We start from the raw sequence: 25,684 nt of genomic DNA, 5'->3' as shown, positions 1-25,684 counted from the left end.
AACTCATTACGGAATATTTCATGAACCGCCGTATACCGAACGGTACGTACGGTGGTGTGAGAGGTCGGGGACTAGCCGTCCCCTCCTACTCGATTGATCGCAGCAGGAATGATCGGATTGGATTTGGATAGTCGTGGAGATGACGTACTTGCCGTCTACATACCCCATTTCATCCCCCAGCGAAGCAATGGTAATTGTTTTGACACTTTGGCCAATAAAATTAATGGTACTACCTGGAGGAATGCTCAGCCTTTTGTTATCGACGTCATCGGTTTCAATGTCAACCTCTAATGCTTGGGTGCTGCTCGAGCTCGAATATATGCTGATCTGAGCCACTTCAATCTTAGAGTCCACATCCATCTCCCATATCCGAAATCCAGGTTGATTGCCTTGAAGAAGTATATTACCGCAGCATTCTTTATTGATCGTTGTCACCGAGGCTGGTGGAGGTGGAGGATGGCAATGGTGGTGCTTTGGTGGTGGACAAGGTCTCACCATTGGCTTATAAATTAGCTTTAGTTTTGGATTTGAGCTCCACTCAGGCTTTGGCTTATTGGTTGGATAGCGGCTGCGAGAAGAAGGAAGAACGGGATGTGTGATACTCGTCATCGATTGACGATAAGACTGCTTTTTCTGCTTTGGCCTGCTAACTCTCCCTTTGTTTAAGGATAAGCAAGAAGACGATGTCTTGTGAACGATAGTCAGCTCTACAACCTTTTTCCTCGCGCTGCGTTTCTTCTTGATCACCGCCTCCTCCTCCCCTCGAAGTGCCAATTCCTAATGCATACTTATATTAGATGATTGTTCTCCCCCAATGGTCATACATGTTTTCAATTTATTTCAATATGTGAGACTAGGCAATCTGGTGTATCGACCAGACTACTCCAGCCGCAGCATTGCCTATATTAATCGTAATTGCTAATCCCGCAGCATTATAGAATAAACCAACAACATCGCCTGCCGTCAATATAACATCCCCAGCCAACGTAATTTCACCGGTTCCCAATACCGCGCGCAAAGTTAGGACTAAGGCTACGTTAACATTTAAAATAGGTAGATAACCGCTCACCAAATTGAAGGCAGAAGGAGATGTTCGCTGCACGGCAAAAAAAGGATTGACTCCGGCTCCTATACTCACGCTGACAGCTGCAGTCGTAGCGTAGTTAATCGTTGCTAGAATTGTGTATCTTCCTGTTGTCGGCGCCGTGAAGTTGCCTGTCACAGCGTTAAAATTCGCACTTCCATAATACGGACTAGTCGTCGACCAATTCGTAAGCTGTGTACTTGTTGCAATGGATAACGTAGACAGGAATGCCGAAAATCCATTCGTCGCAAAATTCGGTCCAGTCGCACCGGTTGCTCCGGTAGCCCCAGTTGGGCCAGTTACTCCCGTTGCTCCTGTTACTCCTGTTGCTCCTGTTGGACCTGTTGGACCTGTTGGACCTGTTGGGCCGGTCACTCCAGTTGCTCCGATTGGCCCGGTTGGGCCAGTTACTCCAGTTGCCCCGGTTGCTCCGGTTGGGCCAGTCGCACCTGTTGGTCCGGTTGGGCCAGTTTCTCCGGTTGCCCCAGTCGCTCCGGTTGCCCCTGTTGGCCCGGTTGGGCCTGTTGCTCCTGTTGCCCCAGTCGCTCCGGTTGCCCCTGTTGGCCCGGTTGGGCCTGTTGCTCCTGTTGCCCCAGTCGCACCGGTTGCCCCAGTCGCACCTGTTGGTCCGGTTGGGCCTGTTGCCCCAGTCGCTCCGGTTGGGCCAGCTTCTCCGGTTGCCCCAGTCGCTCCGGTTGCCCCAGTTGGACCAGTTACTCCTGTTGCTCCTGTTTCACCCGTTGCTCCGGTTGGGCCAGTTGGACATATACACGGAATCCCGCCGCAGCTTAAAGGAACTGAACATGAACATGAACATTTTTTTTGAAATTCATCCTCACCTGCAGGACCACAATAGTTCACAAATCATACCCTCCTAAGACAAACCATACAAGAACCTTCCTTGCTTCAAACAACTTATTACTAATAAATGAAATTCAGCTTAAAATGCTTGTACTCATGTCCCTTAGATAAAATATATCCTCACGAAAAAAAGGCCTTCTGGTGTTGAGTTTACCCAGAGGCCTTTCGCAACTATTTAATTACACGCAGCTTACTCGCAAAAACGCCACAATAGAGCATCTCACACTCTACATATGGCGTTTTCATCATGTACCTATCGAAATATAGACCATAATTTAATTAAATGAAACGTGTTATTCGGATCAATCTTTTGCGCCAGGATAAACGTTAAAATCTGATTTGTCTGGCTTCCGCTCAGTTTCTCGCCAAAAATGCCCGCGGCAAGACCGATTAATCGCGTAACCTTCGCTGCATTTTGCAAATCTGCCTTTGTCACGCCTTGGAGCAGCATTTTGATGCGCTCTTTGACCTCAGGATTTTTCATTTTGAACTTTACACGCTCCACGAGCGCAGGATCGATGCCATATTGCTGATAACTCATCCCCGCACCTCCGATACCCGTCATGCTCCTATCTATATGAGTGAACCCAGGTAAACTTGACTGCGTAATCTGTCTACGAGCAAACTTCTATCGACAAGCAGCAGAAAAAGACGAAAAAACAGCCACCGTTTCCGGCAGCTGTTCCTTCATTTCATTTTACATATACACGGCTATGAGGATGACACAGATACAATTCAAAGCAATTAGGAGCGGAAAACCAACGACAAACGAAGTATGCTTCGTCTTATGCCGCCACATCCGCATGCCCAGCCAACCACCAATCGCGCCACCAAACGCAGCGAATAAAAAAAGTCGTTTCTCCGGCACACGGCGCCCGCCCTTTTTGGCTTGTCCTTTATCATGACCCATCTCAATAAACGTAAGGATATTCATAACTAATAAATAAACGAGGAAATAAGTCACTGGCGGCACACCTTCGTTTCCATAAAATAGCGCTGCTACTCCTATCTTAAAAGGGAACACGCCACGGGTCAACCTTTGAGCGACTTTGTCTCTTTAGCTCTCTTAGGCACCTGCCTACTAATCTAGCACTTCGCTGTCAAAAATATGAGCCCGCTCCAAATACGCCCTCAGCGGCATAAAAGAAGCCCCCGTCCAGAAGGACGAGTCGCCGACCAGCTCGGCCGCATCATCTCGCGCCTGCTCCATGATTTCGAAATCCGCCATCATATCGGCGATTCGGAACTCCGGCAGCCCGCTCTGCTTCGTGCCGAAGAAATCCCCCGGCCCGCGCAGCTCGAGGTCGCGCCGCGCAATCTCGAAGCCGTCGGTCGTCTCCGTCATCGCCTTCATGCGCTCCTTGCCGACCTCCGTCTTCGGGTCGGCGATGAGCACACAGAAGGACTGGTGCTCGCCCCGCCCGACCCGGCCGCGCAGCTGGTGCAGCTGCGACAGGCCGAAACGGTCGGCGTCGTAGATCACCATCAGCGTGGCGTTCGGCACGTCCACGCCAACCTCGATCACCGTAGTCGACACGAGCGCCTCCACGGTGCCTTCCTTAAACGCGCGCATAATCGCTTCCTTCTCCTGCGCGCTCATACGCCCGTGCAGCAAGCCGATCCGCATCTGCGGAAAATGCTGCTGCAACTGAATGTGGACGTCGACCGCATTCTGGATGTCCAGCTTGTCCGACTCCTCGATGAGCGGACAAATGATATACGCCTGACGGCCTGCGGCCACCTCGCGCTGAATAAAACCGAGCACACGCTCCAGCATCGCATGCTGAACCGCATACGTCTTGATCGGCTTCCGCCCCTTCGGCAGCTCACGCAGCGTCGACACGTCCATGTCGCCGAACGCCGTAATCGCCAGCGTGCGCGGAATCGGCGTCGCCGTCATCGTCAGCACGTCCGGATTCATCCCTTTGCGCCGCAGAATACTGCGTTGATTTACCCCGAAGCGATGCTGCTCGTCCGTCACAACCAGCCCCAGCTGGCGGAAATAGACATCCTCTTGAATCAGCGCATGCGTCCCGACCAGCACGTGGATCAACCCCATCTGCAAAGAGGCCAGCAGATCGCGCCGCTGGCGGTCTGTGGAGCTTCCGGTCAGCAAAGCGACCTGCAGCCCATAAGGCTCGAACAACGTGCTGAGCGAGCGATTATGCTGCTCAGCGAGAATCTCCGTCGGCACCATCAGCGCGCCTTGGTAGCCGGCCGTCACCGTCGCGTATAACCCGATAGCCGCGACGATCGTTTTCCCCGCACCGACATCGCCCTGCAGCAGTCGGTTCATCGCGTATGGCTCCTGCATGTCGTGCAGGAGCTCACCGACGACCTTCTTCTGCGACTCTGTCAGCTGGAAGGGGAGCGCGCGCACGAAGGCGCGTACAGCAGGCAGATCGACCCCCTGCTTCAACCCATCCGTGCGGCTGCGCGTCACAGCCCGATAAGCCTGGAGCTTGAGCTGGAACAGGAACAGCTCCTCATACACCATGCGCCTGCGCGCCTGCTTGCCCTCTTCCACACCACTCGGGGTGTGGATAATAGCCAGCGCCTTGCTGCGCGACATAAACCCGTACCTGTCGGTGATGCTCGCCGGCAGCACTTCACGGATCATCGCGCTGTACTGTGTCAGCGCCTGCCCGATAATCTTACGCATCCATTTCTGCGTAATCGTACCCGCAACAACCGAGTATACCGGCTGAATGGTGCCGGTATTCGAATCCCCTTGTCCGGGGAACTCCGAATCGGACACACTCATTTGCCGCCGCTTGGCATCCCATTTACCAGTCAGGGTAATCTCCTGCTGCGGTCGCAAGCGATCTTTCAGAAAATGGCGGTTGAACCACACCGCCGTCAGCAAGAAGTCATCGACCATCACCTTGCACGATAGACGAGATTTGCCACTGTAGCGCTGCAACACCGGCTCCCCGATAATGTAGCCCTTAACGGTGACACGATCACCATCCTTCACACTGGCTAGGTCACGAACGGTGTAATCCTCATACCGAAACGGAACATACTCCAGCAAATCCATAACCGTAAAAACGCCCATGGCGTTTAGCTCAAGTGCTTTTTGAGCGCCAACTCCATGGACTTCACGTACTTGACATTGATTTAAATCCATCTCTTACACCGTACTCACGAAGGCTGCAATCGTACCTGGCCCAGCATGTGCACCAATAACAGGACCTAGGGTAATATAATCCGCGTGCTCCACAGCAAAGCGTTGCATGATGGCCTCCCGCAGCCCCTCCGCACCTTCCAAATTATTAGCATGAGCGATATGCAATGTATGAATCGTCTTATCCGACACATCTGTGGCTAACAGATCAAGTATGCGCGCTATCGCTTTCTTGTTACCACGTACTTTATCAACAACGGTCACTTCACCCGCACTGTCCAAAGTCAAAATCGGCTTAATGTTCAATAAGGAACCCAGCAGCGCCGACGCTTTCCCAATTCGTCCGCCCTTTTGAAGGAACTCCAACGTATCAACAAGAAAATAAATGTAAAAGTTCGCTCTCATCTCTTGCACAAGCGCTGTAATTTCAGCGACGCTCTTCCCAGCTTGCGCAGCTTCCGCTGCAGCCACCACGAGTGCCCCTATCCCATAGGAAGCAGAGCAGGAATCAACAAGGTGAACCTTACCGACCTGATCTCCCTCTAATAGCGTAGAAGCCAGTTCCGCCGTCCTGTACGTTCCACTCAACACAGAAGACAAGTGAATAGAAATCACCTCGGTATCGGGCTCTTCCAGCAAGCCTTGATAGACAGCCAGAAACTCACCAGGTGACGGCGTTGACGTTGTTGGAAAGTGAGAGGACGACGTCAGCTTCCGATAAAAATCCTCGGACTGCAGCGTCACTGTATCCAGATACTGTTCCTCGCCAAAATTAATTTTGAGCGGCACCATTTCAATATTCAACGCTTCTCTGACAGCCAATGGAATATCGGCCGTGCTATCCGTTACAATGCGAATGTTTGTCACAGGGCTCACTCCAATCACGAATTTAAACTACCAGCTTGTATGCTCTTACTCAACCGAAAATAGGTAGGCATACAAGGGTTGTCCACCAGGATGAAGCTCAATTTCCATATCCGGATACATCGCCTGAATAAAAGCCTCCAGCTCTTCCGTGCCTTCTTCCGTAGCATCTTCGCCCGTCAGAATCGTCACAATTTCACTGCCTTCATCAATCATGGCCTCAAGCAGCTTCTTGCACGCGTCCATCAAGCTTGGCTGTGAAGAGACAATACGCCCATCTTGGATACCGATGAAATGACCTTGCTTAATATCCATACCATCCATGTTCGTATCACGCACGGCATAGGTGACTTGACCCGATTTCACACGTCGCAGTGATTCACTCATTGCATCCGTATTCGTCTTGGCATCCGCCTTCTCTTGAAAAGCCAAAATAGCTGCAAGTCCTTGCGGAATGGATTTGGATGGGATAACAATAAGGGTTTTATTATCGACCAGCTCCACCGCTTGCTGCGCGGCCAAAATAATGTTCGAGTTATTCGGAAGCACATAAATGGTGTCCGCATCAATGCTGTTCACAGCGTTCACGATATCCTCTGTACTCGGATTCATCGTTTGTCCGCCTGAAAGCACGACATCAACGCCAACACTGGATAAAATATCGGTAATCCCATCGCCGAGTGCGACAGCAACAAAGCCATAAGGCTTCTTAGCAGCAGGCGCGGCAACAGCTGTCGTGGAAGAGATAGCTGCCGGAGCATCATACCCATGCGTCACATCTTCTAATATATGTGAATGCTGATCACGCATATTTTCAATTTTGATACGGCTTAATGCCCCGTAATTCATCGCTTGATTCATAACTTCGCCTGGATACTCCGCGTGAATATGCACCTTCACAAGCTCTTCATCAGCAACGACAAGGAGCGAATCTCCCAGCTTGCTAAGCTGCTCACGAAATGTACCTTCATCAAAAGTAAAACCCTTGACCTTGCCAGGAGCAATCGTCAGCATAAATTCCGTACAATAGCCGAATTCGATGTCTTCAGTGGCCATATGAGCCTGCGCTGGCAAATGAGCATGTACCTCTTTGGCTAAGTTCATGCCAGGAAGAAGAGACACTTCACTTAAGTTGGTATCCATTGTAGCAAAATCTTCATCTACTTGTACCAAACCACCGTTTAGCGCTGTAACAAATCCTTCATAGACGCATACAAGCCCTTGGCCCCCTGCATCCACAACGCCGACTTGCTTCAGAATCGCCAGCTGATCCGGTGTTTTAGCCAGTGCTTCCTTCGCTCTGCCCAACACCTCGTTCATCAGATCCAATAAGTCGCTGCTGCGACGGTATTGAACAGCGAACTTTGCTGCTTCCTTCGATACCGTTAAAATCGTACCTTCAACTGGCTTTACCACAGCCTTATAGGCTGTTTCTACGCCTTGTTGTAAGGCAGCCGCGAATTGCTGGCCATTCACATGTTCTAAATCATGCACATGCTTCGCGAAACCGCGAAACAACTGCGATAAAATCACACCAGAATTGCCTCTTGCGCCCATCAGTAACCCTTTGGACAATGCATCAGCTGCTTTCCCAATATGAGAAGATGGCTTCTTCTTCAGTTCCTCACAACCTGCTGTGAGTGTTAAATTCATGTTGGTGCCAGTATCTCCATCGGGTACAGGGAAAACGTTCAATCCATTAACCTTATCTACATTCCTGCGAAGGTTATCCGCACCCGCCAAGACCATGGCAGTGAAGTCATTTCCATTTATTGAAATAAAGCGCTTACTCAAAGTGATTCCCCTTCCTGATTTTCGGGCTATTATTTGGCTACTCGAACGCCTTGAACAAAGATGTTCACATCGTCCACTTGCAACCCTACAACGTCATTCAAAATATATTTGACTTTCGTTTGGACATTCCCTGCCACTACGGATATTTTGGTTCCATAGCTGACAATAATATAAAGATCAATTTCTAGTCGCCCGTTCTCTCTACGAACTTCTACACCGCGGCTCAAGTTATCTCGACCTAATAGTTCAGCTATGCCATCCTTCAATTGCTTTCTTGTTGCCATGCCTACAAGCCCATAGCAATCTAATGCAGCAGATCCGGCCAGAGTTGAAATCACTTCATTGGTAATATACACTTTTCCATACTCGGTTGTGAGTTCAATCGGCATTATGTAACAACTCCTTCAAGTTTCACTTTAGCAAGACTAATCTTCATTGTACTATAACATACTTCATAAATAAACGGCAAAAATGCGGTTAATTCGTTGACTCGGCTCCTTTTGCTATGCTATTATGTTTAAGTGTGTTTTTGCTGGAAGCATTACGTATCACAAGATTTAATTTGAGGAATACTGTCATGTCAAGCTTAGGCTTGCCACCCAGGCTTCTTTGTATACTGCCGAAGGAGGTGTCAAACATGTCCCGCAAATGTTTCATTACAGGTAAAAGTCCTAGTTCAGGAAATCACGTGTCCCACGCTAACAATAAAAACAAGCGTACTTGGGGAGTTAACGTTCAAAAGGTTCGCATCCTCGTTGATGGTAAACCGAAACGGGTTTACGTAAGTACTCGTGCGTTGAAATCCGGAAAAGTGGCTCGCGTTTAATTCGTAGCTGCGGATACTTAACTTACTTATGTGAATGACAAAAAGCACCTTAATCGGTGCTTTTTTTGCATTCTGGGGAGAATGATGTAAGTATAGGCACAGCTTAGTTTTTGCTAAACGTATTAAGTACGGCTTTCACAAATCCTCCCAAAAATCTCGGCAGTTTGATTGTGTAGAATTTCATTCTCTACCCCTCCTTAGAGTTTTCGCCAGACAACTGGCTTCCTAAGCATCCACTTAGCGTTTTCGTCAGAAAACAGACTTCGCCAGCTCTCTAGCTTCTTGAGCAAACGCTTCACAACGTGCATGACTGCTCCTTAACATCATTACAACAGTGTATGCCCAGAGCGGAGAAAACGTGACATCTATTTTTACTTCCTCCCACAATTCAGTTGCTTCCAGAAAGCAAAAAAAGCTACAAGAGCACTTCGCTCTTGTAACTATATGTATGCGGGCTATGGAGCGGTTATGCCCACCTGGGTATACAGTGCAACAATTAAACTGAAAAGGAAATAGAAGAATACCGAGATGACGATAAACCATATACGGAAGCTAATTTGATCAAATCGACGGAAGAACCGCATCCCTACGTAGAGCGCGCCAAGCGAGAAAATGTACTTCACAAAATCGTCAATATGTGAAAAGCACGTCAGTAATACCGCACAAAGCACACTGTACATCATTAACCAGAGAAATCGCATTGTCCTTCGTCCCCTTAGCCCCGTATTCGTCTAATGGCCTCAGTGCGGTCCTGCTGCCCGAATACGGCATTGCCGGCTACCAAGACGTCAGCCCCCGCCTCTATGACCTGTCGTGCCGTTAACTCATTGATACCGCCGTCTACTTCAATATGAAGCCCTGTGAGACCCTTCGCATTCGCCTGCTCACGCAGCGCGCGAATTTTGGTCAGCATCCCTGGGATGAATGCTTGTCCGCCAAAGCCTGGGTTCACTGTCATAATAAGTACAAGATCCAACTGCTCATCAAGTACATGCTCAATGAGCGAGATGGGTGTAGCAGGATTCAGGACAACACCTGCTTGAATACCACTTTGCTTAATCAAGTCAAGTGTCCGATGAAGATGTGTACACGCTTCTACATGCACGGAAATCAGATCCGCGCCTGCTTTCACAAAATCAGGAATGTAACGATCCGGATTTTCAATCATCAGATGAACATCAAGCGGCAGCTTCGTAACTGGACGAATCGCGTCAACAACCAATGGACCAATCGTAATATTGGGCACAAAATGGCCATCCATGACATCGACATGAATCCAATCCGCTCCGCCCTGCTCGACAGCTTTAATCTCGTCGCCAAGCTTGGCAAAATCAGCAGACAAAATAGAAGGTGCTACATATACCATTACGTCTAATACCTCCTCTTCCGTTCCTTGATTTCAGTTAAAAATAGCAAGTAGTGATCATAACGAGAGGCCGCAATCGTACCTTCCGCGACGCCGTCCCGTACTTTACAGTCCGGTTCATGCAAGTGCAAGCAGCCTCTAAAGCGGCAGCCTTCTGCAACAGCGGCGAACTCCCTAAAACAGCTAGATAGGCCCTCAGCTTCGACTTCCATGAAATCAAGCTGGCTGAACCCTGGCGTATCGGCAACAAGACCGCCATTAGCAAGCGGTAGCAGCTCCACATGACGTGTGGTATGCTTTCCTCTTCCTAATCGCTGCGAAATTGCATTCGTTTCCAGATCAAGACCACTAATCATTTTATTCAACAAAGAAGATTTACCTACGCCGGATTGCCCCGCGAATACACTAACTTTGCCATCTAGATGCTGCAGAATCGCTTCCACACCCTCTTCTAGTCGGGAACTCGTCGTAACGAAAGGATACCCGATGCCCTCATAGAGCTTCGTTATCCGCTCAAATTCCGCCGATGTCATTTCTTTGGCATGCGTGGGATCGTCATCCGACACCGTCAGCAGATCGCTTTTGGTGAAGCATAGAAGCACATCAATCCCCGTATTCTCGATATGCACCAGAAACTTGTCCAGCAGTTGTGTATTTAGAATGGGCTCTGTCACCGAAAAAACGAGCACAACCACGTTCACATTCGCTATCGGCGGTCGAATGAGCTCTGAAGAGCGAGGAAGGATTTCTGTAACCGTCCCCTCCCCATTCTCTGTAGCCTCATACACGACACGATCTCCAACAAGCGGCGTTATATTTCTATTCTTGAACACGCCTCTTCCACGACAGGTTACCGTATTGCCCTCCAGTAGTGGAACACCTTCAGGCAATACATAATAGTAACCGCTAAGCGCTTTAACAATAAGTCCTTGCGGCATTAATTGGCCCCTCCAGCAGGTGGTTTCGAAGCTGTTCCACCAGTTTGACCTTGACCATTCCCACCAACGGGTATAGCAGGTCCGGTATTTTGTGTCTTCGGAGTCGGGGATGGACTAGGCGATACCGGTTTCCCATTTTTTTGATCCAAATAATCTTGATAGGTGCGTGTGATTGAGTTAACCAAGCTGTCTCCTTCTTTGATCAAGATTACGGCTTTTTTGTCCGGTGAAACAATAACTTTGACATCCAAGTTTTGCGGTTTCGAGACTTTTTCAGTCAAGTATTCGAAATTCTCATACTGGGCATCGCTCACAATAATTTTGAACACGGAATCCTTGCCTTCTGTTGTCGGCTTCACAGGTACGCTAACCGTGAGTTGACCAGCTTCCTCTGGCAAACCATCACTAATGACGAGTGAAACATCCCCGCCGATGGAGGCTTCCTCATCTTTTTTATAAGGAAACTGAGCGATTACTTTTCCTTTAGCTACTTTGTAGCTCTTTTCACGAGTAATCCCATTGACCGGGAGCTTCAGACCCAGCTTCGTAATTTGTGCCTTCGCTTCTGCTTCCGCCATGCCAACTAAGTCAGGCATTTTAACCGTTTCCTTCGCTTTGCTCACCGTAAGGATAATCGCGGCTTTTTCCAGTTCAAACTCCTCACCAGGAGCTGGTGACTGCTTAAGAATCAGATCCGGCGGATTATCGGATGTTTCAGGTTTGATCGTAATTTGATCATCCTTAATACCCAGTCCCTGCAGCTTTAACTTAACATCGCCTAGGGTTTGCCCCGCATAATTGTCCATTTTGAATTTCGGTATGCCTTTACTTACATAAAGTATAACCTTCGTACCGACATTCAGTCTTAACCCGCTTGGATCTTGACGAATGACCGTATCCTTGGGAAGTTTGCTATCCTCGTCATATTCGACCGTCCAGCCTAATTTGGCAACCGTTAGTTCAGCTTGCGCTTGTGTCAGTAACTTGTTCTCGACATTCGGGACATCAACAGTCTCAATGGCGAACATCCCTTTCACATAACCAACCATATACCACATGGCGCCTAACACAATTAGTAAAACAGCAATCCAGATGAGCGGCTTAATCCAGCCTTTCCCCTTCGAAGGAGCTGGCTCTTCTCGCCAAGCGGGCTTATCTGGTTCATCATCGTCGTCATCATCGAATTGAGCTAGCTGATCAGCGCGAATGGCTGGCATAACCAGTGTACGCTCTTCATCCATGCCATAAGCATCCCAGAAAGCAACCTTCGCTTCATTCCGACGATCTGGAGCCAAGCACGTATCGAGATCCGCCATCATCAGCTTCGCAGATTGGTACCGTTCTTCCGGCTTTTTGCGCATGGCCTTGAGTATAATATTCTCTACACTTTGCGGAATCAACGGATTCACCTTACGCGGCTCTTCCACATCTTCCTGCAAATGTTTCAAGGCAACGGAAATCGGACTTTCCCCAAGAAAAGGAAGTCGACCGGTCAGCATTTGATACATCACAATGCCAAGCGAATACAGATCGGACTTCTCCCCCGTATTCGTGCCTTTCGCATGCTCAGGCGAGAAATAGTGAACAGAACCGACAACAGATCCGGTTTGTGTAATGGTAGAGGAAGTAGCGGCTCTAGCGATACCGAAATCCGTCACCTTCACTCGGCCGTTTTTGCCAATTAGAATATTGTGCGGCTTGATATCACGGTGAATAATTTCGTTATGGTGGGCATGATCAAGTGCATCCGCAATTTGACTTGCGTAATGAACAGCATCTTCCACCTGTAATGGTGCCTTTTCCTTAATCAAATCATTCAGCGTCTTGCCTTCGATATATTCCATCACGATGTAATGGACATCTTCTTCTTGCCCAACGTCATAAATACTGACAACATTAGGATGAGAGAGGGAAGCGGCTGCTTGAGCTTCTCTGCGGAAGCGACGAATGAATTCTTCATCGTGTACATATTGCGAACGCAGTACTTTGACAGCTACTTTGCGATTCAAAAGCAAATCATGCCCTTTGTAGACCAAAGCCATGCCGCCTCCGCCAATACGCTCTAAGATCTCATAGCGGCCTCCAAGCTTTCTACCGATCAATTCCCATCACCCCTTTTTCCGTCCGAATCCTGATCATGTGCAATTAAAAGGACCGTTACATTATCATCTCCGCCTTCGCGAAGCGCGCGCTGGATCAGCGCCTCTGCCGCATCTTCCAATTGCTCATTTTCCCGAACAATCCGCAAGATATCCGCATCATCGACCAACCCGCTCAACCCATCCGAACAAATGAGAATAACGTCGTCTGGACGCCACGTGTACTCGTACAGGTCCACTTCCACACTAGGCTCCGTGCCCAATGCTCGTGTAATCCAATTGCGTCTTGGATGATGATCCGCTTCTTCCATCGTCAGCTGCCCATTCTTAACAAGCTCGTAAACCAAGGAATGATCTTCCGTCAATTGTGTGATCGATTCCCCAGTCAACTTATAAGCACGACTATCCCCGATATGTCCGATAATAAGAAGTTCCTGTGAAGCAATAATGGCAACGACCGTCGTTCCCATGCCGTGGTACTTTTCTTGATCCGACGCAAAAGCATAAATCTCCTCGTTCGCCTTCTCAATCGCTTCCCTCAATATTTGCTTACAGGACTCCACCGACATTCCCCAATGGATGGATTGCAATTGCGCTCCAATCGTGTCAATGGCCATTTGACTGGCAATATCACCAGCTTGATGCCCCCCCATCCCATCCGCAACAATAGCCAAAGATAGACCATTGAGTTGATGGTGGATGGCAGCACGGTCCTCATTGACTTGACGGACTTTCCCTATATCGGTACGACTTACCATCTTCATCCGGCTCTCACCTCATTTAGTGCTCTCCATATGCTTAGCTCGCAATTGTCCGCAGGCAGCCGCAATATCACTACCTTGTTCACGGCGTATGGTGGCATTAATTTTGCCCTTCTCGAGAATACGTTGGAAGGTAAAAATATCATCTCTCGGTGTACGCTTGAAATCACGTTCAGCCACAAAGTTGACAGGAATCAGATTCACGTGGCTAAGCGGCATATCTTTCAAGACAAGCGCCAGCTCTTCCGCATGCTCAGGCTGGTCATTCACTTCACCCATAAGGGCATATTCAAACGTAATCCGTCTGCCTGTTTTGGCAATGTAGTACTTACATGCTTCGATTAGATCAACGAAAGGGAACCTGCGATTAACAGGCATTAACTTCGAGCGCAAGGCATCATTCGGCGCGTGAATCGAGATCGCCAAATTGACTTGCAAATTCTCATCCGCGAACTTATAAATGTTCGGCACGATTCCGCTCGTGGATACCGTGATGTGACGCTGCCCGATATTCAAGCCTTTCGGGTGAATCATGACACGCAGGAAATTCATGGTCGCTTCATAATTTTCGAAAGGCTCACCAATCCCCATAATCACGATGGAAGAAATACGCTCTCCCGTCTCATCGAGCAATTTCTGAGCTTTGACGACCTGGGCGACGATCTCACCTGGTCGCAAATCACGTTTCAAACCGCCTAAAGTAGAGGCGCAAAACGTACAACCAACGCGACAACCGACTTGTGTCGTCACGCAGATGCTGTTGCCATAGTTATGCTTCATGACAACCGTTTCAATGGCGTTCTTATCTTCAAGCTCGAACAAAAACTTGACCGTGCCGTCTTGAGATTGATATTTCGTAATCTCCGATAGGGTTACGAAGTCAAAATTCGCCTTCAACTTGTCGCGAAGCGTCTTCGGCAGATTCGACATCTCATCGAAGCTAAACACGCGTTTTATATATAACCAGTCAAAAATTTGACCGGCACGGAACGCGGACTCGCCGTTTTCTTTTACCCAGCTTTGCCATTCATCCCAATTCAAATCATATACAAATGGTTTCTCTTTCACGTACGGCTTTAAATTCACATTTATCACAACCTGTTGTTATTTCGTCTATTTAAAGTATTTTAACACAAAGCAGAAACGAACACACGTCCCTGTCCGTTACACGTCACGTTTACGCAGTCGAGCGATAAAAAAACCGTCCGAATGATACTGCTGCGGCAGAATTTGCACCATGCCAGACGCAGCCATCTTCGGGTCAATCTCCGTGAAAACTTCCGCTGGCAGCGGAGTTAACTCGAACTCGCTATGCTCGGCAAGAAAGCGTTCGACCATGCCTTCATTCTCAGCCTGTTCAATCGTGCAGGTGCTATACACAAGCACTCCGCCTGGTTTAAGCAAGCGATGTACACGACTTAGAATCGCATATTGCGTTTCACAGATCGCCTCGATCTCCGTCTCCTGCTTTGCCCACTTGAGGTCTGGCTTGCGGCGTATAACCCCAAGGCCAGAGCAAGGAGCATCCAGGAGGATGCGGTCGAAGGACTCCGCCGCAAAATGCTCTTCCAGCTTCGCAGCATCCATCACGAGCGTCTGAATCGACGATAGTCCCAGACGCTCCGCTTGATCTGCGATTAATTTTTGCTTGTGCTCATGCAGATCACAAGCCCAAATCTGACCCACATCGTCCATCTTCTCGGCGATGTGGGCGGTCTTGCCGCCAGGGGCGGCGCAGCAGTCCAGCACCTTCATGCCTGGACGCGGGTCAAGAGCCTCGGCGACGAGCATCGAGCTCTCGTCTTGAATCGAGAAGTCCCCTTGCTGGAAGCCGGGGACTAATGCCATGTTCCCGGCCCCCTGTACAAGGATCCCAGCCGGGGCCAGCTCTGACACTTCCGCGCTGAGGCCGCTAGCTTGGAGCTGCTCCAGCAGCTCCAAGCGGCTGCGCCGCCTCGCGTTCGCGCGAATGCTCACGTGCGGCGGCTCGTTGTTCGCCGCACAGATCTGTTCCGTCAGCTCCGGGCCGAGCTGACGAATCCACCGGCGCACGAGCCATTCCGGATGGGAATGGCTCAGTGCGATGCGCTTCACGTCGCCGAGCGCAGCCGGCAGCGTGAGCTCGTCCTTGCTGCGGATGATCGCCCGCAGCACGCCGTTGACCATGCCCGAGATGCCTTGGTGGCCTCGGCGCTTCGCGATATTGACCGCTTCGCTCACGACCGCATGGTCAGGGATGCGGTCCAAGTACTGCAGCTGATAGAAGCTCAGCCGCAGCAAGCACCTTACCCAGGGCTCCAGCTTCGCGAGCCCTTTGCTGACGAATCGCTCTAAGAAGAAGTCGATTGTATTCTGACGCCCGATCGTGCCATACACGAGCTCGGTAGCAAGACCCGCATCAGCCCGCTCCAGCGCATGCTTTTGCAGAACTTGATTTAGCAGCAGATTACTATAAGACTGATTCTCTTCAACTCGAATAAGTACGTCCAGTGCCGCATCACGGGCAGAACGCTTAACAGCGCTGCTCTTCGCAGCGCCCGAGGATGATTTTGACGCAGAGGGCTTGCGCGCGCCCTGCGAATTGGAATGTCCATGGTGCGGACGACTTGGTTTGTTTGTAGACAAAATCAAATACCTCATTTTTTTCGTGACTTTACAACTTGTATGGCATCTATAATCAGTTCACAAAATTCCCCTTATTTGAAATCAAATGTGACCGAACGCTACTTTACACGTTCCCCAGCACGGTACCCGCAGGAATTTGCGCTCCGCGAATGAATTCAGATACAGGCATCGCCTTTTTGCCAGCAGGTTGAATCTCCGTGAGCCACAATGTGCCTGCTCCCGTCATCACTTCAATCCCTTGCTCACTGCAACTAAGCACGGTTCCTGGCGCTGCGCCAGAGCGCTCCTCATGGGCTTGATTCGGCTTCAAGCTCGCCCATACCTTCAACACTTCCCCATTCCAAAAGGTATACGCACCAGGAAAAGGGTTTAAGCCTCTAATATGGTTCCACAGTTCCGTTGCTGAACGTGACCAGTCCAGAAGTTCATCTTCCCTGCGAATATTAGGTGAATAGACCGCATCAGCCTCATTCTGAGGAACAGCTTCGATCCGTCCGGCAAGTAAATCTGGCAATGTCCGCTTTAGCAAATCAGCCCCAGCTATACTCAGTTTATCGAACAACATCCCTGTCGTATCCGTATCCTCAATCGGAAGTTCAACACGCGAGATCATATCCCCCGTATCCAATCCAACCGCCATATACATGATGGTAACGCCTGTTTCGGCCTCACCTCGCATCACAGCATGATGAATCGGCGCTCCTCCCCGATATTTAGGAAGCAGCGATGCGTGAATATTAATGCAGCCATACTTAGGCAAATCTAATACCGATTTCGGTAAAATTTGACCATAAGCCGCTGTTACAATTAGATCTGGCGCAAGCTGGCGAAGCTGCTCTACGGAATCCGCCTCACGCAGCTTCACGGGTTGAAGAACCGGGATGCCATGCTTCTCAGCCTCTACCTTCACTGGTGTAGGCGTAAGGACGCGTTTGCGTCCCTTCGGCCGATCCGGCTGCGTGACAACAGTTGTCACGTTATAGCCTTCCTCCAAGAGTACACGCAAGGAGGGAACTGCGAAATCCGGCGTACCCATGAAAATAATATTCACGCTTCTTCTTCCTCTTCTTCATCGGCTGTATACGTTTTGACCGCAAGATCCGTAAACAATACGCCATTTAAGTGGTCAATCTCATGGAAAATACAACGAGCTAGCAGCTCTGTGCCCGTAACTTCAATCGGATTGCCATGACGATCTTGCCCTTTCGCCGTTACGTTCAACGCACGAAGCACATCGCCACGAAGACCAGGAATACTCAAACAGCCTTCTGGCCCCATTTGCTCACCGCTGGATACGACGATCTCTGGGTTCACCATTTCGATCAAACCGCCATGCTCTTCGCCGCAATCCATGACGATTACACGCTTCAGAATACCGATTTGTGGAGCAGCAAGACCAACGCCTTCCGCTTCATACATCGTATCTGCCATATCATCAAGCAACTTATGCAGATTGGAATTAAATTTCGTAACTGTGATCGCTTTCTCGCGCAGCACAGGATCTGGATCTTTAACAATAATACGAATAGCCATGAATGTGCACCTACCTTTAAGTCGTCTCGATTAGGGGGTCTTACATCAAATATTGCGGGTCAACATCCACGCTTATTAGCAGCTTTTCTTTGGCTGAGCGCTCCTCAAACCAAGCTACTGTCTTCCCAACGATTTCTGCAGCTCTATCTTCCCCACGATATTTTACCACGCATTGGAATCGATATCTATCTTTGATTCGGGAAATAGGCGAGGCCACAGGTCCTAACACGTCAAAATGAAAAGATGAATCCATCGATACCGCATCCGCAAACAAGTCAACCTGCTGCCTCGTATACGGAAGAGCGATCTCTTTTAACCGTGTAACAAAGGCTTCCGCCATGCGCACCAAGAGGGGGACTTGTTCGTGTGAGAATGTAATTAAAATCAGTCTTTGATAAGGCGGATACCCCAAATTTGCCCGAATATCCATTTCATGATTGGCAAAAGCGATATAGTCATGATGACTTGCATATTGCACACTGTAATGGTCAGGTGTGTACGTTTGCACAAACACTTCCCCTTGCTTCTCATGCCGTCCCGCTCGACCTGCAACTTGTGTTAACAGCTGGAACGTCCTCTCAGCGGAACGAAAATCAGGTATATTCAGCACAGTATCTGCCGCGATAACCCCAACTAAGGTAACATCGGGGAAATCCAACCCTTTTGCCACCATCTGCGTCCCCAAAAGAACATCCGCCTGTTTCTCACGAAACATCGTTAACAATTTCTCATGAGAACCCTTTTCAGTCGTCGTATCCACATCCATGCGAATGACCCTAATACCAGGAAATATCTTGCTCAATTCTTCCTCGACACGCTGCGTCCCGGTCCCAAAATGGCGAATATGCTCGGACTGACAACTCGGACACTCCTTCACTTCACGCTCCGCATAACCGCAATAATGACAACGCAGCGCATGTGAGCTTTGGTGATACGTTAATGAAATGTCGCAATGCGGACACTGCGAAACGAAACCGCACGTTCGGCACATCACAAATGTCGCATACCCGCGTCGATTCAGCAGCAATACTGTCTGTTCTTTCTTGTGTAACCGTTCTTCGATCGCTTTATACAAAGATCTGCTAAACATCGACCGATTGCCGGTTTTCAGCTCCTCCCGCATATCCACAATCGTCACAGGCGGCATAGGTCTGCTCGCAACGCGCTCTTTCATGGTCAGCAATGTAAAAGGAGGTTTAGGGCGATCTCTCCGGCGTCTCGTTTTCTCTATACTCTCCAGAGATGGTGTAGCGGAGCCGAGTACCACAACGGCATCTTGCTGCTTTGCCCTTTGAACAGCCACATCACGGGTATGATATTTGGGACTCTCTTCTTGTTTATACGAGGATTCATGCTCTTCATCTATAATAATTAAGCCAATATTCGTAAAAGGAGCAAAAATCGCCGAGCGTGCGCCGATGACGACTTTCACCTGCTTGCGGGTAATTTTACGCCACTCATCATAACGCTCGCCGTTCGACAAGCGGCTATGCAGAACAGCAACTTGGTCGCCGAATCTTCCTTTAAAACGCTCGACCATCTGCGGCGTCAAAGAAATTTCCGGCACAAGAACAATCGCTTCCTTATCCATATCCAAGCATTGCTGGATGGATTGTAAGTATACCTCTGTCTTGCCGCTTCCTGTCACCCCGTGGAGCAGAAACACTTCATGGCGATCTTCTGCCACCGCATCGCGGATAGGAGCAAACACGCCGCTCTGCTCCTCTGTCAGGGTAAGCGGCTTCGTCCTTGTAAAAGCACGCCCGCTGTACGGGTCGCGCATCACTTCCACTTCGCGCAGCTCGATCCAGCCGCGATCCGCCAAACTTTTGACCGTGCTCGCTCCGACCTCAATCGTTTCCATCAGCTCCGTCAAGCGAATAGCGTGCGGGTGTTCGATCAAATATCGCAGTACATCCTTCTGCTTGTTCGCTCTGGCCGGAAGCTCGCCAAGCGCCTCTTCCAAGCCACGACCACCTGCAGGTGGAAATACGGTTAGCGCCTTTTTGGCATTCATCCTGTCCTTCACTAGCTGAACTTCCGTAAGTCTGCCCGATGACAACAGCTCTTTGATCAGAGCGCCTTCCTTCGAAAACCGCTCCAACAACACGTCCATGGAAACCGATTCCTTACTCTTCACAAAGCTAAGAATAGCTTCAATATCCGGCATATCGAGAAGGGATTGGTCCTCAGATTCATCCCCTACGATAATGACACGTTCATATTTCGCTTTAAGTGCCGCAGGAAGCATCGCCTGCAGAGCCGTTACTTCATGACACATATACATGCGACTGATCCAACGTCCAAGACTGACAAGTTCACTTGTCAGAGGTGGAACCAGATCCAATACATTTTGAATCGGCTTGATGCGCTTTGCGTCTACTTCCGTTTTCTCTTGCAGTTCGACCACAAAGCCTTGCAGAACGCGTGGTCCAAAAGGTACACCTACTCGGCTGCCGACTTCGACCCACTTACGCAGAGATGACGGCACTTCATAGTCGAACGCCCGATTCGTTTGCTTAGCTGGGACATCGACAATGACTTTGGCGTACATCAGGATTCCCCCGCAGTCGCAGCCATTCGCACTGCAGCAAGCTCAAGCAGTTTACGTGCAACATCCCATTTGCTTTGAATCGGAAGCGCTTGTACAAGCCCATTCTGATCATAGAAGCGAACGACATTCGTATCCCCGCCAAAGCCTGCGCCTTCTTGAGACACATCGTTCCCTACGATAAGGTCACAATTTTTGCGCTTCAGCTTGTCCATTGCATGCTCATCCAAGCGTTCTGTTTCCGCAGCAAACCCAATGACGAACTGTTTCGCAGTTTTCAGCGCACCAATTTCCTGCAAAATATCCGGATTCTTCACCAGCTCCAGCGTTAAAGAATCTGCCTTCTTTTTGATTTTCTGCTCGGCAACCACTGCAGGGCGATAATCGGCTACAGCCGCTGCTTTAATAATGAGCTGGCTTTCCGCCAGCCTGCTTAACACTGCTTCGCGCATATCCAGCGCAGACTTCACAGGAACAAGCTGAACACCTTCAGGTACGGCTAGGGCCGACGGCCCTGACACTAAGGTTACTTTCGCCCCCATGCGTACCGCTTCTTCCGCAATGGCATAGCCCATTTTGCCTGAAGAATCATTGGTTAAATAACGAACCGGATCCAGACGTTCAACCGTGCCTCCGGCCGTCACTAGGACGCGTTTGCCCGTTAAGAGCCCCGCCTCCCCTTGAAAATGCCGCTCAACCGCTGCAAAAATCTCTTCCGGCTCGGCAAGACGCCCTTTGCCCACATACCCACAGGCAAGCTGCCCCTCGCCAGGCTCGATGAAACGAACGCCACGGCGACGCAACGTCTCCATGTTCGTCTGTACAGCTGGATTCGCGTACATATGCACATTCATCGCAGGTGCCACCCAGATCGGTGCCATGGTCGCAAGCAATGTCGTGCTTAGCATGTCATCACCCAGCCCTAAGGCGAGCTTGCCGATCGTATTGGCTGTAGCTGGCGCGATCAGCACGAGATCTGCGCTGTCCGCCAAATTAATATGAGACACAACTGAAGGATCCTTCTCATCGAAGGTATCGACAAACACATGATGCCGCGACAGGGTTTGAAACGTTAACGGCGCAACGAATTGCACCGCGGAGCGTGTCATAATAACCCTCACAACAGCCCCAGCTTGTGTTAATTTACTCGTTAATGCCGCGGCCTTATACGCCGCAATGCCTCCACAGACACCGAGTACAATTGTTTTACCCTGCAAAACACCCATGGGAATCCCCTTTCGAAATACCAAATGAGAAAAAAATAACAACCACAAGGGTTGTTGGGTAAGGCGGTTTATTTCTTCGAGTATTTCTCGTTCTCGTTTGCGTTGATTTTCTCATAACCGATGTAATTACCGTAAAGCTCTTCTAACGCTAGACCAACATGTTTGTGAGCCTTCTGACCTTTTAAATCGGATTTTGCACCATCACGCAGGGATCTAGCTCTTTTGGAAGCAGCTACAACCAGGGAGTACTTGCTGTCCACGATATCAAGCAGTTTATCAATTGAAGGGTATAACATTCAATTCACCTCATCCATCCATTGTACGATTTTGGGAAACATACGATCTTTTTTGCAATGTTCAGCCGATAAAATGGCTTGAATCTTAGCACACGCGGTATCCACATGATCATTCACAATGGCATAATCATAGTGTTCCATTAAACGAATCTCATCGATGGCCACTGACATCCGGCTGCGAATGACTTCGTCCGTTTCCGTGCCTCGTGTAACGATACGATTCTCTAGCTCATCCAGAGAAGGCGGCAGCAAGAAAATAAATACACCTTCGTCAAACTTCTGTTTGACCTGAAGTGCACCCTGCACCTCAATCTCCAAAATAACATCGTGACCTGAACGCAGTGTTTCTTCAACAAAACGTCTTGGCGTTCCGTAGAAGTTCCCTACATATTCAGCCCATTCCAGCACTTCATCGGTTTCAATCAACTGCTGAAACTGCTCACGCGTTTTGAAAAAATAGTTAACGCCATCTACTTCACCTTGTCTAGGAGAACGTGTCGTGGCTGATACCGAATAGACAATATCCGGAGCAACTTTACGCAGCGCCGCACAAACGGTGCCCTTGCCGACACCAGAAGGGCCGGATAAAACAATCAGAATACCTCTCTCACGCTCAAGAGTGTTCGTATTACTCGTCATGATCATCGTCCTTATTCGAAAGTCTATGCGCTACCGTCTCTGGTTGTACTGCCGACAAAATCACATGATCGCTGTCCGTGATAATAACGGCACGGGTTCTTCTACCATATGTAGCGTCAATCAGCATGTGACGATCACGCGCTTCTTGAATGATTCTCTTGATCGGAGCTGATTCTGGACTCACGATCGAGATAATGCGGTTCGCCGATACGATGTTGCCGAACCCAATATTGATTAATTTGATAGCCATCTAGGACTTCCTCCTCGCGAAGCGCATGCAAGCTTCACTCGATATTCTGTATTTGTTCCCGCATTTTCTCAAGCTCTGCTTTCATCGCAATCACTCTCGCCGTAGGCTCGGAATGATTGGACTTGGATCCAATCGTGTTCACTTCTCGATTCATTTCTTGAATCAAGAAATCCAGCTTTCGGCCCACAGGCTCTTTGTCTACCAGCAATGATTCACATTGCCCGAAATGACTCTTCAGACGAGTTAATTCCTCATCCACGTTAGAACGATCTGCGAAGAGCGCAATCTCAGTCGCTAAGCGCTGCTCATCCACAGGTATTCCATCGAGAACGAGGGATTGAATACGAATGGTCATCTTCGTCGCATACTCCTGAACCACTTGAGGAGCTAACGCTTCTAATTCCAGATGAATTCGCTTCATCTCGGCTAGCCGTTCACGAATATCCTGCTCTAAGTTTTCACCTTCGCGGTGTCTCATCACAGATAACTGCGTGACAGCCTCCTGCAAACAGGCGCATAGCTCCTGTCCGATCTCGTCATCAAGCTCTTGACGAACATCTTTCATTTGAATCAGCTCAGGAAGTCTCAATAAATCAATGAGTTCTACCTGACCCGTAATCCCATACCGCTGCTTCAACTGCTCGGCCGCTTCCAGATAAGCATCTGCCAAAGCATAATTAACCGTTACGTTCTTCGGGGAAGCCGCTTCACGTTCTGCTGTGATAAAAACGTCAACACGTCCTCGCTTCACAGCATGCAATACCGTTTTCTTCAAAGCGTCCTCAAAAGCTGCCCATTCCTTAGGCAAACGAATAGACACTTCACTATACCTATGATTGACCGATTTCACATCGATAAACACGTTGTATCCCGCAAAAGAACGATTCGCTTGTCCGAACCCGGTCATACTGCAAATCATTCTAATCACATCCATTACCCTATTTTAATTCATTTTGAAAGTGGGTACAAGTGGAAATCATGCCTTTTCGACTTTTCCCACACGTAGTTCGTCAGATCTACGCACATTTCATAGGCCAGAAAAGGAGTCATCAGATAAATACCATTAAAGTATTGCATCGCCGTATCCAGCAATTCTTTGGCAATTTCCACACCCATGGCACGACCTTCTGGACCTTTCAAGCCATCCATCCGTGCTCTAACCTCATCCGATAACCGAATACCTGGAACCTCATTGTGCAGATACTCGGCATTGCCACCACTAGCCAGCGGGGCGATACCGATGAAAATAGGAATCTGCAAATGCTTGGTCGCTTCATAAATATCTGCAATGAGCTTCGCATCGTACACGGGCTGCGTCATGATATAATCTGCGCCTGCCTCAATCTTGCGCTCCAAGCGCTGAACGGCTTTGTCTAGATGCTTCACATTCGGGTTGAATGCCGCACCAACGACGAAGTTAGCCTTCTGCTTCAACGGTTTACCGGAGAAGGCTATGCCTTCGTTGAGCTGTTTGATCATTCGAATAATTTCGAATGAAGTCAGATCGTACACAGAGCTGGACCCCGGGAGATCGCCAAACTTGGCGGGATCGCCGGTTACGGCCAGCACGTGGTCAATGCCCAGCGCGTGCAAGCCCATGAGATGGGACTGTGTCCCGATCATGTTGCGGTCCCGACACGCGATGTGAATGAGCGGACGCGCGCCCAAACGCTCCTGCACGAGGTAGCCGAGGGCCAGGTTGCTCATGCGCGTCACAGCAAGGGAATTGTCGGCCATCGTAATGGCGTCGACATGCGCATCTTGCAGGGCTTTCGACCCCTGCATGAACTTCTCAATGTCGAGATCCTTCGGAGGATCCAGCTCGACAATGACGGTTTTGCGCTGCTTCACGATGTCCAGCAGCGAAGGGATGCCTGCCGGCGGCGCAGGCTTCGCCGGTGCCGGTTCGAGCACGATCGCCGCAGACCCCGAGGGGATTGCGCCTGGCGAAGCCGGCACGTAGCCCTGCAGCGCCTTCGCCACAGCAGCGATGTGCTCCGGCGTCGTGCCGCAGCAGCCGCCGATGATGCGCGCGCCAAGATCGGCAAAGCGCAGCGCGCTTTCGGCGAAGTACTTCGGCGTCGCCGCATACGTATAGTGCCCGTCTACGTAGTCGGGCAAACCTGCGTTCGGAAACGCCGAGAATGGAATGCCAGGAATCGGCGCGATTTTCTCCATCGAGCGGAGAATTCCGTTCGGACCGACGCGGCAGTTAAAGCCAATCACGTCAGCCCCTTCATCACGCAGCCGCAGGAAAGCTTCTTGCAACGGGACGCCGTCTTGCGTACTGCCTGTGCCTTCATTGGCGAACTGGCAGATCACAGGAAGTCCGCTCATACTGCGGATAATCCGCAAGGCTAGCTGCAGCTCTTCTAGATCATAGAAGGTCTCCAGCAATAGCCCATCCACGGGTGAGTCTAACAAAATGCTGATTTGCTCTCGAAGCGACTCCTCCACGTCGGAAGTCCGTACGTTTTTGCGCTTACCAGCGCGAATAGAGCCGATAGCCCCCACGACATAAGCGTCGTCTCCAACCGCATTCCGAGCCAGTTCAACACCAGCGCGGTTGATAGCTTCTACGTCGCCTTCCAACCCATATTTCGACAATTTCTCCCGGTTCGCCGAAAACGTATTGGTTTCAATAAGACGAGCACCTGCCTCAAAATAACGGCGGTGCACGTCAGCGACCGTTTCCGGTCTAAGCAAATTCAATTCTTCATATGAAATGCCGACGGGAAATCCCATCTGATATAAGTATGTCCCCATCGCGCCGTCACCGGTCAGAATCTCCCGTTGCAACGCGGTACGAAGATCCAATTTCATGCGTCATTTCCCCTATCTATC

26 protein-coding genes are annotated in these 25,684 nt (G+C 49.6%); 1 reads left to right on the top strand and 25 read right to left on the bottom strand.

From position 1 onward, the window contains the following. Nucleotides 1-18: 18 nt before the first annotated feature. The 8 genes from J2736_RS13460 to J2736_RS13425 form a co-directional block, all read right to left on the bottom strand. Complete coding sequence (locus J2736_RS13460) at nt 19-747, bottom strand: S-Ena type endospore appendage (RefSeq protein WP_310499095.1); 729 nt, start codon at nt 745-747, stop codon at nt 19-21. 106 nt (nt 748-853) lie between these two features. Next, nucleotides 854-1,945 carry a collagen-like protein gene (locus J2736_RS34365; protein WP_310499094.1) on the bottom strand — a complete coding sequence of 364 codons (1,092 nt, stop codon included), beginning with the start codon at nt 1,943-1,945 and terminating at the stop codon, nt 854-856. Nucleotides 1,946-2,198: 253 nt separating this feature from the next. Beyond that, nucleotides 2,199-2,486 carry a stage VI sporulation protein F gene (locus tag J2736_RS13450; protein WP_310499093.1) on the bottom strand — a complete coding sequence of 96 codons (288 nt, stop codon included), beginning with the start codon at nt 2,484-2,486 and terminating at the stop codon, nt 2,199-2,201. A gap of 156 nt (nt 2,487-2,642) precedes the next feature. Next, nucleotides 2,643-2,969: a DUF1294 domain-containing protein gene (locus J2736_RS13445; RefSeq protein WP_310499092.1), complete on the bottom strand. Its 327-nt coding sequence runs from the start codon at nt 2,967-2,969 to the stop codon at nt 2,643-2,645. A 57-nt stretch (nt 2,970-3,026) separates the two neighbouring features. Beyond that, nucleotides 3,027-5,075 (bottom strand): ATP-dependent DNA helicase RecG, encoded by a 2,049-nt coding sequence (recG, locus tag J2736_RS13440; protein WP_310499091.1) that lies wholly within the window; start codon nt 5,073-5,075, stop codon nt 3,027-3,029. 3 nt (nt 5,076-5,078) lie between these two features. Further along, nucleotides 5,079-5,939, bottom strand: a complete 861-nt coding sequence (locus J2736_RS13435) for a DegV family protein (RefSeq protein WP_310499090.1) — start codon at nt 5,937-5,939, stop codon at nt 5,079-5,081. A 45-nt stretch (nt 5,940-5,984) separates the two neighbouring features. Then, nucleotides 5,985-7,730, bottom strand: coding sequence for a DAK2 domain-containing protein (locus tag J2736_RS13430; protein WP_310499089.1), 1,746 nt, complete (start codon nt 7,728-7,730; stop codon nt 5,985-5,987). Between the two features lie 29 nt (nt 7,731-7,759). Then, nucleotides 7,760-8,119, bottom strand: a complete 360-nt coding sequence (locus J2736_RS13425; protein WP_310499088.1) for an Asp23/Gls24 family envelope stress response protein — start codon at nt 8,117-8,119, stop codon at nt 7,760-7,762. A 248-nt stretch (nt 8,120-8,367) separates the two neighbouring features. On the opposite strand from J2736_RS13425, the gene rpmB reads away from it, so the two are divergent. Next, the gene (gene rpmB, locus J2736_RS13420; protein ID WP_029197753.1) at nt 8,368-8,556 is read left to right on the top strand and encodes a 50S ribosomal protein L28; all 189 of its coding nucleotides are present in this window, start codon (nt 8,368-8,370) and stop codon (nt 8,554-8,556) included. A gap of 103 nt (nt 8,557-8,659) precedes the next feature. Here the strand turns inward: rpmB and spoVM are convergent, their stop codons facing one another. The 17 genes from spoVM to J2736_RS13335 all read right to left on the bottom strand — a co-directional run bounded on the left by spoVM (nt 8,660) and on the right by J2736_RS13335 (nt 25,663). Then, nucleotides 8,660-8,740: a stage V sporulation protein SpoVM gene (gene spoVM / locus J2736_RS13415; protein WP_036634233.1), complete on the bottom strand. Its 81-nt coding sequence runs from the start codon at nt 8,738-8,740 to the stop codon at nt 8,660-8,662. A 271-nt stretch (nt 8,741-9,011) separates the two neighbouring features. After that, complete coding sequence (locus J2736_RS13410; protein WP_310499087.1) at nt 9,012-9,257, bottom strand: hypothetical protein; 246 nt, start codon at nt 9,255-9,257, stop codon at nt 9,012-9,014. Nucleotides 9,258-9,271: 14 nt separating this feature from the next. After that, nucleotides 9,272-9,922, bottom strand: coding sequence for a ribulose-phosphate 3-epimerase (gene rpe, locus J2736_RS13405; protein ID WP_310499086.1), 651 nt, complete (start codon nt 9,920-9,922; stop codon nt 9,272-9,274). Between the two features lie 5 nt (nt 9,923-9,927). After that, the gene (gene rsgA / locus J2736_RS13400; RefSeq protein WP_310499085.1) at nt 9,928-10,860 is read right to left on the bottom strand and encodes a ribosome small subunit-dependent GTPase A; all 933 of its coding nucleotides are present in this window, start codon (nt 10,858-10,860) and stop codon (nt 9,928-9,930) included. Beyond that, entirely contained in the window at nt 10,860-12,962 is a 2,103-nt protein-coding gene (pknB, locus tag J2736_RS13395; RefSeq protein WP_310499084.1) for a Stk1 family PASTA domain-containing Ser/Thr kinase, read from the bottom strand. The genes rsgA and pknB overlap by 1 nt, the downstream gene beginning before the upstream one ends. Beyond that, nucleotides 12,959-13,723 carry a Stp1/IreP family PP2C-type Ser/Thr phosphatase gene (locus tag J2736_RS13390; protein WP_310499083.1) on the bottom strand — a complete coding sequence of 255 codons (765 nt, stop codon included), beginning with the start codon at nt 13,721-13,723 and terminating at the stop codon, nt 12,959-12,961. Before J2736_RS13390 ends, pknB begins: the two co-directional genes overlap by 4 nt. A 12-nt stretch (nt 13,724-13,735) precedes the next feature. Continuing rightward, nucleotides 13,736-14,788: a dual-specificity RNA methyltransferase RlmN gene (gene rlmN / locus J2736_RS13385; RefSeq protein ID WP_310227280.1), complete on the bottom strand. Its 1,053-nt coding sequence runs from the start codon at nt 14,786-14,788 to the stop codon at nt 13,736-13,738. A gap of 96 nt (nt 14,789-14,884) precedes the next feature. Continuing rightward, complete coding sequence (gene rsmB / locus J2736_RS13380) at nt 14,885-16,360, bottom strand: 16S rRNA (cytosine(967)-C(5))-methyltransferase RsmB (protein WP_397340640.1); 1,476 nt, start codon at nt 16,358-16,360, stop codon at nt 14,885-14,887. Between the two features lie 88 nt (nt 16,361-16,448). Beyond that, on the bottom strand, nt 16,449-17,396 hold the full coding sequence (gene fmt, locus J2736_RS13375; RefSeq protein ID WP_310227276.1) for a methionyl-tRNA formyltransferase: 948 nt from the start codon (nt 17,394-17,396) through the stop codon (nt 16,449-16,451). Continuing rightward, nucleotides 17,393-17,878 carry a peptide deformylase gene (gene def, locus J2736_RS13370; RefSeq protein ID WP_310227275.1) on the bottom strand — a complete coding sequence of 162 codons (486 nt, stop codon included), beginning with the start codon at nt 17,876-17,878 and terminating at the stop codon, nt 17,393-17,395. The genes fmt and def overlap by 4 nt, the downstream gene beginning before the upstream one ends. Nucleotides 17,879-17,918: 40 nt before the next feature. After that, on the bottom strand, nt 17,919-20,432 hold the full coding sequence (gene priA, locus J2736_RS13365) for a primosomal protein N' (protein WP_310227273.1): 2,514 nt from the start codon (nt 20,430-20,432) through the stop codon (nt 17,919-17,921). Next, complete coding sequence (gene coaBC, locus J2736_RS13360; protein ID WP_310227271.1) at nt 20,432-21,655, bottom strand: bifunctional phosphopantothenoylcysteine decarboxylase/phosphopantothenate--cysteine ligase CoaBC; 1,224 nt, start codon at nt 21,653-21,655, stop codon at nt 20,432-20,434. Before coaBC ends, priA begins: the two co-directional genes overlap by 1 nt. Nucleotides 21,656-21,723: 68 nt before the next feature. Further along, the gene (rpoZ, locus tag J2736_RS13355) at nt 21,724-21,951 is read right to left on the bottom strand and encodes a DNA-directed RNA polymerase subunit omega (RefSeq protein WP_068668722.1); all 228 of its coding nucleotides are present in this window, start codon (nt 21,949-21,951) and stop codon (nt 21,724-21,726) included. After that, nucleotides 21,952-22,590 carry a guanylate kinase gene (gene gmk, locus J2736_RS13350; protein WP_310227269.1) on the bottom strand — a complete coding sequence of 213 codons (639 nt, stop codon included), beginning with the start codon at nt 22,588-22,590 and terminating at the stop codon, nt 21,952-21,954. Further along, complete coding sequence (remA, locus tag J2736_RS13345) at nt 22,580-22,840, bottom strand: extracellular matrix/biofilm regulator RemA (protein ID WP_009672664.1); 261 nt, start codon at nt 22,838-22,840, stop codon at nt 22,580-22,582. The genes gmk and remA overlap by 11 nt, the downstream gene beginning before the upstream one ends. A 34-nt stretch (nt 22,841-22,874) precedes the next feature. Further along, a complete protein-coding gene (locus J2736_RS13340) occupies nt 22,875-23,747 on the bottom strand; it encodes a YicC/YloC family endoribonuclease (RefSeq protein WP_310227267.1) in 873 nt (290 codons plus the stop codon). A 41-nt stretch (nt 23,748-23,788) separates the two neighbouring features. Next, a complete protein-coding gene (locus J2736_RS13335) occupies nt 23,789-25,663 on the bottom strand; it encodes a bifunctional homocysteine S-methyltransferase/methylenetetrahydrofolate reductase (RefSeq protein WP_310227265.1) in 1,875 nt (624 codons plus the stop codon). Nucleotides 25,664-25,684: the final 21 nt, after the last annotated feature.

The sequence above is a fragment of the Paenibacillus qinlingensis genome (assembly GCF_031455095.1).
GTDB lineage: Bacteria > Bacillota > Bacilli > Paenibacillales > NBRC-103111 > Paenibacillus_E > Paenibacillus_E qinlingensis_A.
This window is presented reverse-complemented; position numbering and strand designations above follow the sequence as displayed.